11 protein-coding genes are annotated in these 10,832 nt (G+C 59.5%); 9 read left to right on the plus strand and 2 right to left on the minus strand.

Features of this window, described 5'->3' with window-relative positions:
- The first annotated feature begins 89 nt into the window (after nucleotides 1-89).
- The 9 genes from P0D70_RS35330 (at nucleotide 90) to dhaK (ending at nucleotide 8,508) form a co-directional block, all read left to right on the plus strand.
- On the plus strand, nucleotides 90-1,109 hold the full coding sequence (locus P0D70_RS35330) for a LacI family DNA-binding transcriptional regulator (RefSeq protein ID WP_408187924.1): 1,020 nt from the start codon (nucleotides 90-92) through the stop codon (nucleotides 1,107-1,109).
- 113 nt (nucleotides 1,110-1,222) lie between these two features.
- A complete protein-coding gene (locus tag P0D70_RS35335) occupies nucleotides 1,223-2,551 on the plus strand; it encodes an ABC transporter substrate-binding protein (RefSeq protein ID WP_091805878.1) in 1,329 nt (442 codons plus the stop codon).
- Nucleotides 2,552-2,625: 74 nt separating this feature from the next.
- The gene (locus P0D70_RS35340; RefSeq protein WP_091805880.1) at nucleotides 2,626-3,582 is read left to right on the plus strand and encodes a carbohydrate ABC transporter permease; all 957 of its coding nucleotides are present in this window, start codon (nucleotides 2,626-2,628) and stop codon (nucleotides 3,580-3,582) included.
- The gene (locus P0D70_RS35345) at nucleotides 3,579-4,532 is read left to right on the plus strand and encodes a carbohydrate ABC transporter permease (RefSeq protein WP_408187926.1); all 954 of its coding nucleotides are present in this window, start codon (nucleotides 3,579-3,581) and stop codon (nucleotides 4,530-4,532) included. Before P0D70_RS35340 ends, P0D70_RS35345 begins: the two co-directional genes overlap by 4 nt.
- Nucleotides 4,529-4,723, plus strand: a complete 195-nt coding sequence (locus P0D70_RS35350) for a hypothetical protein (protein WP_408187927.1) — start codon at nucleotides 4,529-4,531, stop codon at nucleotides 4,721-4,723. Before P0D70_RS35345 ends, P0D70_RS35350 begins: the two co-directional genes overlap by 4 nt.
- A 3-nt stretch (nucleotides 4,724-4,726) precedes the next feature.
- Nucleotides 4,727-5,830 carry an ABC transporter ATP-binding protein gene (locus P0D70_RS35355; protein WP_408187928.1) on the plus strand — a complete coding sequence of 368 codons (1,104 nt, stop codon included), beginning with the start codon at nucleotides 4,727-4,729 and terminating at the stop codon, nucleotides 5,828-5,830.
- Nucleotides 5,823-6,869 (plus strand): ABC transporter ATP-binding protein, encoded by a 1,047-nt coding sequence (locus P0D70_RS35360; RefSeq protein ID WP_408187929.1) that lies wholly within the window; start codon nucleotides 5,823-5,825, stop codon nucleotides 6,867-6,869. The genes P0D70_RS35355 and P0D70_RS35360 overlap by 8 nt, the downstream gene beginning before the upstream one ends.
- The gene (gene dhaL, locus P0D70_RS35365; protein WP_408187930.1) at nucleotides 6,866-7,498 is read left to right on the plus strand and encodes a dihydroxyacetone kinase subunit DhaL; all 633 of its coding nucleotides are present in this window, start codon (nucleotides 6,866-6,868) and stop codon (nucleotides 7,496-7,498) included. Before P0D70_RS35360 ends, dhaL begins: the two co-directional genes overlap by 4 nt.
- 20 nt (nucleotides 7,499-7,518) lie before the next feature.
- On the plus strand, nucleotides 7,519-8,508 hold the full coding sequence (gene dhaK, locus P0D70_RS35370; RefSeq protein ID WP_408187931.1) for a dihydroxyacetone kinase subunit DhaK: 990 nt from the start codon (nucleotides 7,519-7,521) through the stop codon (nucleotides 8,506-8,508).
- A 37-nt stretch (nucleotides 8,509-8,545) separates the two neighbouring features.
- Here the strand turns inward: dhaK and P0D70_RS35375 are convergent, their stop codons facing one another.
- The gene (locus tag P0D70_RS35375) at nucleotides 8,546-9,880 is read right to left on the minus strand and encodes an MFS transporter (protein WP_408187932.1); all 1,335 of its coding nucleotides are present in this window, start codon (nucleotides 9,878-9,880) and stop codon (nucleotides 8,546-8,548) included.
- A 224-nt stretch (nucleotides 9,881-10,104) separates the two neighbouring features.
- Nucleotides 10,105-10,725, minus strand: coding sequence for an isochorismatase family protein (locus tag P0D70_RS35380; RefSeq protein WP_091805904.1), 621 nt, complete (start codon nucleotides 10,723-10,725; stop codon nucleotides 10,105-10,107).
- Nucleotides 10,726-10,832: the final 107 nt, after the last annotated feature.

Consider the following 10,832-nt stretch of genomic DNA (forward strand, 5'->3'; position numbering starts at 1 on the left):
TTTTTCCTGGAGAAAAAGCTTGCATTTTTTCGAGGAAAAACTACCTTCGGTAAACAAAACCGTTCTACGCTCGGCACCGGAGGAGACCCATGCCGGCTACTCGTACGATGATTGCGCGTCGTGCCGGCGTAAGCGTCGCCACGGTCGATCGCGTCTTACGCGACGATCATGCCGTGCGACCGGAAACCGCCGAGCGTGTCCATCTGGCGCTCGCCAATCTACGCGACGAGCGGGCAAGCCGCGGCCGTCCAGCAAAAGTCGGTTCATTCCGCGTTGCGTTCGCACTGCCACAAGTCAACTCGCGCTTTCTGGATCACGTCGAACGCAACATTGCGCTGTCCGCCAGTTTCTTTCGCGAACACCGAATCACCCCTTCGTTCTATCGCTGTGACTTCTCCACCCAGCGCGACACCGCCGCATTCGCCGCCCAGGTGGTCGACTACGACGCACTGGTTCTCGCACCGCTCGACTATCCGTGGGTGGAGCGTTTCATCGAAGAGATGAGCGAGGCCGACGTGCCGGTCGTCACGGTGTTCTCCGATTTACCTGCAAGCCGCCGCGCCGCGTATGTCGGTGTCGACAACCGGATTGCCGGTCGCACCGCAGGACTGCTGATGGGCCGCTTTCTGGGCACGCGGCTCGGCACGGTCGCCGTGCTGTCGGGATCGTCCCGCCTGCATGATCAGGTGGAGCGGCGCACCGGATTCTCGCAGGTGCTGGAAGAGGATTTCCGCAACCTGCGCTGGGTTGCCGAGCCGGATTTCGCGGAAGACGACGACGGTGCCGGTCTTGCCGTGCAGGGTTTGCGCGCGCGCCATGCTGATCTCGTCGGCGTCTACGTGACCGGCGGCGGCATCTCCGGCATCGCAGCGGCATTGCAGGAGTCCGGCGACAAGGCCCGCCTGGTCCTGATCGGCCACGAATGCACCGCGGAAACTCGCACTCAACTATCCGAACGCGCGATCGACGTGATCCTGGATCAGGACGTCCGCGGCATCGTTCATTGGGCGGGGCTCGCCGCCATTAACTTTCTAAACGACGTTCGGGGAGTGCTTGCCATCCCCACGCCGGAAACCCGGATTTATCTTCGTGAGAATGCGCATGCCTGACGCTCGCGACACGCGGACCGACTTCTGATCCGCCAGAGCCGAAATACGGCGCCCGGCGCATGGGCGCTGAATGTCATCAGGTTGGAGACCCGAGAAAGACAAGGAGAAGAGACATGTTACGTCTAACGTCAGCGAGGGTAGTGGCGGCAACCCTCATATCGCTGGGGCTCGGCATTGCAACGGGCGCGCACGCACAGGGCAAGCAATTGACACTCTGCTGGGCGGCCTGGGATCCCGCCAATGCACTGGTCGAACTGTCGAAAGATTTCACGGCCAAGACCGGCATCAAGATGAAGTTCGAGTTCGTGCCGTGGACCAGCTATGCCGACCGCTTCATCAATGAACTCAATTCGCACGGCAAGCTGTGCGATCTGATCATTGGGGACAGTCAGTGGATTGGCGGCGCGGCGGTCAATGGGCATTACGTGAAGCTCAACGACTTCTTCACCAAGAACAAGATTTCGATGGACGACTTCGTGCCGGCCACGGTGGTGGGATATTCCGAGTGGCCAAAGAATACGCCGAACTACTGGGCCTTGCCTGCGATGGCTGACGCGGTCGGATGGACCTACCGTAAAGACTGGTTCGCGCGCCCGGAGCTGCGCGCGGAATTCAAGCAGAAATACAACCGTGAACTCGCGCCGCCCACGACGCTTGATGAACTCAAGCAGACCGCGGAGTTCTTTCAGGGGCGCAAGATCGACGGCAAGACGGTCTACGGCGTGTATATCTTCACCGAGCGTGGATCCGAGGGGATCACGATGGGCGTGACCAACGCCTTGTACAACTTCGGCTTTGAGTATCAGGATCCGAAGAAGCCCTATCACCTCGACGGTTTCGTGAACTCGCCGGGCGCGGTGAAAGGGCTCGAATACTACAAGGCGCTCTATAAGTGTTGCACGGCTCCGGGCATGACCAACGCCTACATGCAGGAAGGACTCGACGCGTTCAAATCGGGCCAGGTGGCGATGCAGATGAACTGGTTCGCATTCTTTCCAGGGCTTTACAAAGACCCGAACGTCGGCGGCGACAAGATCGGCTTCTTCGTGAATCCACGTGAGGTGAAGCAATACACGCAACTGGGCGGGCAGGGCATCTCAGTCGTCTCGTACTCGGACCATAAGGAAGACGCGCTCGAATACATCAAGTGGTTTGCGCAACCGGACGTACAGAAGAAATGGTGGCAACTCGGCGGCTATTCGGCGGCTAAATCAGTGGTCGATGCGCCGGACTTTCCGAAGAGCGCGCCGTTCGCACCCGCGTTCCTGAAATCAATGGCGATCGTCAAAGACTTCTGGGCGGAGCCCGCTTATGCCGAACTGTTGCTCGACATGCAAAAACGCGTGCACGACTACGTCGTGGCCGACAAGGGCACAGCTAAAGAGGCGTTGGATCTGCTGGTGAAAGACTGGAACAAGGTCTTTAAGGAAGAGGGAAAGTAATAGCGTTTAGCTGGACTTGACTGGACCGGTCAGGGCTGAGCAGCCTGTCTCCGGTCCGCTTAAAGGAGTCAGGCATGTTCGCAGACAAGCCTTTTTCTTCCACGCGTCTCGAAGCGGGTGCGCCAATGCGCATTTCGAAACGGCTGAGCGGGCTGTCGGATCGGGCGATCGCGTGGATCTTCATTCTTCCGACCGTTCTGCTGCTGCTTGCGATCAATATCTTCCCTTTGCTCTGGGCGCTTCGACTGTCGTTCACCAACTTCAAGTCGAACATGCCGAGCGTACCGGCGCGTTTTGTCGGTATCGGAAATTACATCGACATCCTGAACGACGAAGATATCTGGTACGCGATGCAGGTGACCGCGCGTTTCGTGTTCTGGTCGGTCGGGCTGGAGGTATTGCTGGGTTTCGGTCTTGCCCTGCTGATCAACCGGCAGTTCCGCGGACATAGCTTCTGGACCACGCTAATCCTGCTGCCGATGATGCTATCGCCCGCAGTTGTGGGCAACTTCTGGACGTTCCTGCTGCAACCGCAGACAGGGCTTTTCAACGATATCGTCAGCTTCTTCACCGGCATCGCGCCGGGATCGTTCCAGATGATCGGTGACGTATCGCTCGCACCGTGGACCATTGTGATGGTCGATACGTGGATGTGGACACCTTACGTCATGCTCATCTGCCTGGCGGGCCTGCGCTCAATTCCCGACTATATCTACGAAGCAGCGGAAGTGGATCGCGCAACGCCGTGGCGACAGTTCTGGTCGATCACGTTGCCCATGACCATGCCGTTCCTGATGCTGGCGGTGCTGTTTCGCGGCATTGAAAACTTCAAGATGTTCGATATGGTGAACCTGCTGACATCCGGCGGTCCAGGTTCGGTGACTGAAACGGTATCGATCACGCTCAAGCGTGCCGCGTTCGAAAAGTGGCAGACAGGTTATTCGTCGGCGCTCGCAATCATCCTGTTCGTGACGGTATTCGGTGCGGCGAATATCTACGTGAAGGCACTTAACCGGATCAAACAGCGATGAGACCGACTACGACACAACATTCCGTGGTGGCGTCATCGCCGCGAGCCAAGCGCTTCGCGGCGGCGGTTGTTATCACGTACGCGCTGGCTGCCTCGTTGCCGATGGTCTGGATTTTCCTGACGAGCTTCAAGACGCAGGAAGATGCGATAGCGTATCCGCCCGTCGTGCTGTTTCAGCCTTCCATGGAAGGCTATGTGAACTTGTTCACGATTCGCTCGCGGCAGACGCCTGAGTTCATTGCAAGCCTGCCGCCTGCGCAGACATGGTATGAGCGTGAGGTGCGCAAGCGCAACATGGTGATCGCCGGACCTTCGAAGGTTTTGCCGCGCTTCGTGAATTCGCTTGTGATTGGATTCGGTTCGACGTTTCTTGCGGTATTTCTCGGCACGCTGGCGGCATACGCGTTTTCGCGCTTCAAGGTGCCGCTTTCCGACGATTTGCTGTTCTTCATTCTCTCTACACGCATGATGCCGCCCATTGCAGTCGCCATTCCGATCTACCTGATGTATCGCGCGCTGGGCTTGAGCGACAGCTATGTCGGCATGATTGTGCTGTACACGGCGGTGAATGTCTCGCTCGCGGTATGGCTGCTCAAAGGTTTCATGGATGAGATTCCGCGCGAGTATGAGGAGGCCGCGCTGGTGGACGGCTACACACGTTTGCAGGCCTTCATGAAGGTGGTGCTACCGCAAGCGATGACGGGCATTGCCGCCACGGCGATCTTCTGCCTGATCTTTGCATGGAACGAATACGCATTTGCTTCGCTGCTGACAAGCGGCGATGCGCAGACCATGCCGCCGTTCATTCCATTCATTATCGGAGAAGGCGGTCAGGACTGGCCGGCTGTTGCCGCTGCAACCACATTGTTCGTGCTGCCGATTCTCTTCTTCACCGTTCTGCTGCGCAAGCATCTGTTGCGGGGCATCACCTTCGGAGCCGTGCGCAAATGAAACGCGAATTCATTTCACCGCATCGTTGGCTGTTACGTCGCAGGTACAGCGAGGGTGCGTCGACAGTACTGATTGGCTTAGGTATGGCAATGCTCGTGCAACCGTTTTCGTTGGCTCTTTTCACCTGGTCGTTTCCGGTCATCCTGGTGGGTGCGCTCGCGTTCGTCGTTACCAGCCATTTCCCTGACTGAATCATGTCCACGATCGTTCTCGCTCATCTCCACAAGCGCTTCGACGATTTTGTCGCGGTGCGCGACACCAGTCTGATCATCGGCGCGGGACGCTTTGTCGTGCTGCTCGGACCATCAGGCTGCGGAAAAACCACGACGCTGCGGATGATTGCGGGTCTCGAGCTACCGACTTCCGGGCAGATCCTGATCGATGGTGAGGACGTGACTGCGTTGCGCGCGCGTCAACGCGATATTGCCTTCGTGTTCCAGATGTTCGCGTTGTATCCGCATATGACAGTGCGCAACAACATCGCGTTTCCGCTAAAGAACGAACACGTGTCGCGCAGCGAGATTGCCGCCCGCGTCGATGCAGCGGCGCATATGCTGCGCATCGAGAGCATTCTCGATCGCAAGACGGGCGGCCTGTCCGGTGGCGACCGGCAACGCGTGGCGCTCGGCCGCGCGATCGTGCGGCAACCGAAAGCATTCCTGATGGACGAACCACTCGGCACGCTCGACGCGGACTTTCGTGAACTGATGTGCCTGGAGTTGCGCAAACTGCACAACGCGCTCACCGCCACCACGGTGTATGTCACACACGATCAGAGTGAGGCGATGGCCATGGCGGACGATATTGTGGTGATGAATCAGGGTGAGGTGTTGCAGGCGGGCTCGCCTCACGAGATCTATCATTTCCCCGCCACTGTGTTCGTCGGCAACTTCATCGGGAGTCCACCCATGAATTTCTTGCCGGTCGACGGAGCGGTTATCGCGGGCCAGGAGCAGGTGAGTCTGCATGGCGCAGCGGTCTCCGTACCACGTTGCGATGCGGCGGCCGCGCGCGTGTTGCTGGGAATCAGACCGGAGCACATCATGATCGACGAGCGCGGTCCGCTGCGCGGTCAGGTGATCGCCGACGAGTATCTCGGTTCGCACCAGATATTGGTGGTTGAAACTGCGTTGGGCGTCGTGCGTGTGCGGGCAAGCAAAGACGATGGTGTTGCCGCGGGCACGACCATCGGTCTGTCGTTTCGGAAAGAACGCACGCTGCTGTATGACGCCGCTACTGAGCGCCTGCTGCCAGGCGCTGCTGCCACGCTTTCTGTCAGCGGAGAGGGTCATGGCTGAAATCCAGCTACGCAATGTATCGAAGCGCTTCGGCAACATCGTGGCGGTGGATGACCTGTCGATCGACGTGAAAGACGGCGAATTCGTCGTGCTGCTCGGACCGAGCGGCGCGGGCAAAACCACAACGCTGCGCCTGATCGCGGGACTGGAACGTCCCGATACCGGCGACGTGCTGATCGACGGCGCGGTCGCCACCGGCGTGCATCCATCCGATCGCGATGTCGCGTTTATCTTTCAGCAATACTCGTTGTATCCGCATCTGACCGTATTCGGCAATCTGGCGTTTCCACTGCGTTCGCCACGTCGTCGCAGCAGCGAGGAACAGGTCCGCGCGCGCGTGCAGGCGGTTGCTAAGATGCTGCATATGGAAGCGAAGCTCGACAACATGGCGACGCATTTGTCGGGCGGCGAGATGCAGCGCGTTGCGATCGGGCGTGCGCTCGTGCGCGAGCCGAAAGTGTTTCTGATGGACGAACCGCTGTCATCGCTCGATGCAAAACTGCGCGAGGAATTGCGCATCGAGCTGAAGCGGCTCCATCGTACGATTGGCGCGACCATTCTCTACGTCACGCATGACCAGGTGGAAGCCACCACGCTAGCCGACCGCATCGGCATTCTTGAACACGGCCGACTGGTACAACTCGGCACGCCGCGCGACGTCTACGGTAATCCGGCCTCATTGAGCGCGGCGCAACGGCTCGGCTCGCCGCCGATCAATCTACTGCCGCCCACGCTGTTCGATTCAGCAGCGGTGCCGGCCGGCACCGCGACCGTGGCGATTCGTCCTGAAGACGTGGTGCTGCACGATGGCGACGCACGTGATGCACCCGGCACAAATCAGGCACGCGGCGCATTGGACCTGAAGGTGCTCGAATACTCACCGTTGCGTCATCTGCTGATTCTGGATCGCGCTGGAACTTCGGTAGTGGCGACCACAATGGCCGAACGCAACTTCAGCCCCGGGCAGTCGGTGCGGGTGTCGTTGCCCGCTCGCAGCCTCTTATATTTCCGTGCAGACGGCAGGAGGATCCCGACATGAACGGCAAAACGGTCATGGAGTGTATCGACGCCGCATACGCAGCGCTGAAAGAACACTCGGACGAAATAGCCTTACTCGACCAGCAGATCGGCGATGGCGATCACATCTTTAACCTGCTGCGCGGCATGGAGGCATTGCTTGCAATGCGCGCGGACATCGAAGCGGAAACCTTCGGGGTCGCGCTGGAACGGGCGGCGAGCAAGGTGCTGTCGACGGTCGGCGGATCATCCGGGCCGCTGTTCTTTTCCTTGCTGAGCGGGATGTCTAAAGCCGCCGCGAACAATCCCCTGGACGTTGCGGGTTTTGCGCGTATCTATTCGGCCGGCGTCGAGGCGGTCGGGCAGCGGGGCAAGACGGGCGTCGGCAGTAAGACGATGATGGACGTGCTGATTCCGGTCGCCGCGCGTTTTAGCGAACTGGCCGCAACCGGGGCGCCCACTATGCGGCAGACGGTGCTCGATACGTTGCCACGGGTGGCTGAAGAGAACATGCTTGCCACCCGCGACATGCTCGCGACCAAAGGGCGCGCATCGTTTCTGGGCGAACGCTCGCGTGGTCATATCGATCCCGGCGCGCGTTCCAGTCAGATCATGATTGCGGCGGTGTGCGCGCACCTCGCGCGAAACTAACCGTGAATGGAGGCCAGACCATGAAAAAATTCATCAACCACGTGGACGATTTCCTTGCCGAAAGCCTGGCGGGATTTGCCGCCGCGCATAGCGACCTGGTCGTGCTCAACAACGAACCTGTGTTCGTGAGGCGCAAGACACTGAAGCCTGGCAAAGTGGGCCTGATATCGGGAGGCGGCTCGGGACATGAACCACTGCATTCAGGCTTTGTCGGCTACGGGATGCTCGACGCCGCCTGTCCGGGCCAGATCTTCACGTCACCCACACCGGACCAGATGATGGCTGCTGCCGCCGCCGTCGATACCGGGGCCGGCGTACTGTTCATCGTGAAAAATTATTCTGGTGATCTGATGAATTTCGAAATGGCGTCCGAGATGACGGAGGTTCCGAACGCGATGGTGCTGATCAACGACGATGTGGCCGTAGAGAACTCCAGTTATACCACCGGGCGGCGCGGGGTCGCGGGTGCGGTGATAGTGGAGAAGCTGGTCGGCAGTATGGCGGAAAGCGGCGCGGACCTTGAACAGTGCAAGGCATTTGGCGACCGGATCAACAAGCGCACGGCGTCCATGGGCGTCGCTTTCACCAGTTGCACCGTGCCGGCGGCCGGCACCCTGACGTTCAAGATCGGCGACGACGAGATCGAAGTCGGCGTCGGCATTCATGGCGAGCCGGGCCGGCGCCGGGCGCGGTTCGCGGGGGCCGATGCGATTGCGGGAGAGCTGCTCAAAGCGATCGTCGATGACCTCAAGCCCCAAGCCGGAGCTGAATTGCTGGTACTCGTCAACGGGCTGGGTGGAACACCGCTTGGCGAACTGTACCTGCTATTCAATTCGACACGCGCATGGCTCCAGCAACGCGACCTGAAGATCGGCCGGGCCCACGTGGGTGCGCTGACGACTTCGCTGGAGATGGCGGGCGCGTCGATCACATTATGTGTGCTGGACGACGAAATGGCGCGCCATTGGGATAGCCCGGTCCATACGCCGTCGTTGCGTTGGGGCATGTAGGGCGCGCTGGCTGTGAGAAACGCGCCGGCGCCGTGGATCAGAAGCTGAGCGACGTAGCCGTACGTGCATCCCTTCTCCGCGTTTCCGCAATCAGCAGCAGCGCGGCAGCCGAAATGACCGCCGACCCGACCATGAACCAGGCAACCGACGAGCCTTTCCCGGTTGCCGACAGCAGTGCTGTCGTGACGATCGGCGTCGCGGCGCTGCCCAACAGTCCGGACAGCATGTAGCTCACTGACAGGCCGGAATACCGGATCTGAGCGCCGAACAGTTCCGCGAGAAACGTGGCGATCGGCCCATAGTTGGCCGCGAAAGCGGTCATCATTAGCAGATATCCGAGCAACGCGAAGGAAAACTCGCGCGTGTCGAGCAGCCAGAAGAGCGGGAATGCGAGCAATGCCTCGGCGACGATTCCACCGACGATCACAGGCTTGCGCCCAATCACATCGGAAAGCCGTCCAAACGCGGGCAACAGCACAATGCAAAGCGCACAGGCGATGAGCGCAATGGATAGCATCGCATTGCGTGAAAAGCCAAGTGTGTGCGTACCATAGGTCAGTCCAAACGCAACGATCAGGTTGAACGACGTGCCGGTCGACATGGTGGCGATGCCACCCAGCAGCACCTGTTTCCAGTGTTTGCCCAGCAGCTCGGCCAACGGCACCTTGAGCTGGGCGTCAGTGTCTCTGATCTTACGAAACGACGGCGTTTCCGACGTGTTCAAGCGAACGTAAAGGCCGACGGCGACCAGCAATACGCTGACGAGAAAAGGCAGACGCCATCCCCATTCAAGCAGCGCGGCGTTGGGCAGCAGTGAACTGCTCAGCAGAAACACGAGGTTGGCGATCAACGTACCTGCCGGCACGCCGATTTGTACCCACGAACCGTAAAGCCCGCGCTTGTTTGCGGGCGCATGTTCGACTGCCATCAACACTGCGCCGCCCCATTCGCCGCCGAGCGCGAGGCCTTGCACGATGCGCAGCGTGAGCAGCAGAAGCGGCGCCCAGATGCCGATCGACGCGTAGGAGGGCAGGATCCCGATGCAAAACGTGGCCATGCCCATGATCACCAGTGACACGAGCAGCATCGACTTGCGTCCCAACCGGTCGCCGAAATGGCCAAACAGCGCCGCGCCGACAATACGCGCCAGATACGCCGAGGCAAACGTGCCGAACGCAAGCAAGGTGCCGATCAACGGCACAAAACCCGGGAAAAACACCTTGTTGAACACGAGGGCCGAAGCAGTCGCGAAGACGAACAGGTCGTACCATTCGACGGTCGTGCCAATGACACTCGCGACGGCAATTCTTCTCATGCTGTGCTCGACTTCATCCGGTACGAGAGTGCCGTCGAGAGTGCGTGCGTGAATCATGGGAAACTCCATGGGAAATTGAGCGCGCGCCGACTATCCGAGCTGGACACTATTCGGGTAAGGGGCGGAGCGGGACGTACGGGTTCTTTCAGGTCCGCGGAGGCGACCGTCGAGTTGAACGCGCTGAGTCGAGTAGTTCGCCGGTCCGGTGTGCTGACGGACGGACGCCTCGGATAAGCGTGCCGTCCTTGCACAAGCCGATACCGGCCATTGTTTGCCGTGCGTTATCTCGTCGACTGTTTGATATACGCAATCACTTCGTCGGCGCTCGACACGTCCGCATATCGTCGGCCGACGTCTCGCAGATTGTCGCGGTGCGGGCCCTCTTCGATATCGCCCACACAGTCTTCCGGAACGATGGTGCGGAAGCCCCATTGGAAGCTGTCGATCGTGGATGCGCGAATACATCCGCTCGTGTTGCAGCCCGTGATGATGACTGTCTCAACGCCTTCCCTGATGAAATACGGCACCACCGGCGTCTGGAAGAAAATCGACGGTCCGAACTTGCAAACCACTACGTCGTATTCCTTATCGTAGATGCGCGGGTCCAATTCGGAACTCGGATGGTCAAGCCTGAATTGATCGCGGACAGCGGCGATTTTCCAGTGCGGCATATCACGCTCGGTCTTGTAAGCGGTGAAACATGTCGCGATCGGCACGTCGTGCGCGCGAGCCACCTTCAGAAGACGCGCCGTATTTTCCAGTCCGCGCATGACGAGTGGCGCGCCACCAAGCGGGTATTTCGACTCGGTAAAAGCCAGTTGATAGTCCACCACCACGATCCCGACCTTACCCTTCATACCAATCTCGACCGCTCCGTACGAGCGATTTTTGTAGTCGTCCATTTTTTCCTCCAATTCAACGGGTTAATTGTCATTGCACGTAGAAGTCTAGGAGTGCAAGATACGTACAACAATACGTATCGGTTACGTACGGAGTCACCCTTACCGTG

The sequence above is a fragment of the Paraburkholderia sp. RL17-381-BIF-C genome (assembly GCF_046026435.1).
GTDB lineage: Bacteria > Pseudomonadota > Gammaproteobacteria > Burkholderiales > Burkholderiaceae > Paraburkholderia.

Bases quoted from the DNA above. Each gene is read 5' to 3' on its own strand.
- P0D70_RS35330 (WP_408187924.1), top strand. From the start codon at position 90: ATGCCGGCTACTCGTACGATGATTGCGCGTCGTGCCGGCGTAAGCGTC.
- P0D70_RS35335 (WP_091805878.1), top strand. From the start codon at position 1,223: ATGTTACGTCTAACGTCAGCGAGGGTAGTGGCGGCAACCCTCATATCG.
- P0D70_RS35340 (WP_091805880.1), top strand. From the start codon at position 2,626: ATGTTCGCAGACAAGCCTTTTTCTTCCACGCGTCTCGAAGCGGGTGCG.
- P0D70_RS35345 (WP_408187926.1), top strand. From the start codon at position 3,579: ATGAGACCGACTACGACACAACATTCCGTGGTGGCGTCATCGCCGCGA.
- P0D70_RS35350 (WP_408187927.1), top strand. From the start codon at position 4,529: ATGAAACGCGAATTCATTTCACCGCATCGTTGGCTGTTACGTCGCAGG.
- P0D70_RS35355 (WP_408187928.1), top strand. From the start codon at position 4,727: ATGTCCACGATCGTTCTCGCTCATCTCCACAAGCGCTTCGACGATTTT.
- P0D70_RS35360 (WP_408187929.1), top strand. From the start codon at position 5,823: ATGGCTGAAATCCAGCTACGCAATGTATCGAAGCGCTTCGGCAACATC.
- dhaL (WP_408187930.1), top strand. From the start codon at position 6,866: ATGAACGGCAAAACGGTCATGGAGTGTATCGACGCCGCATACGCAGCG.
- dhaK (WP_408187931.1), top strand. From the start codon at position 7,519: ATGAAAAAATTCATCAACCACGTGGACGATTTCCTTGCCGAAAGCCTG.
- P0D70_RS35375 (WP_408187932.1), bottom strand. From the start codon at position 9,880: ATGATTCACGCACGCACTCTCGACGGCACTCTCGTACCGGATGAAGTC.
- P0D70_RS35380 (WP_091805904.1), bottom strand. From the start codon at position 10,725: ATGGACGACTACAAAAATCGCTCGTACGGAGCGGTCGAGATTGGTATG.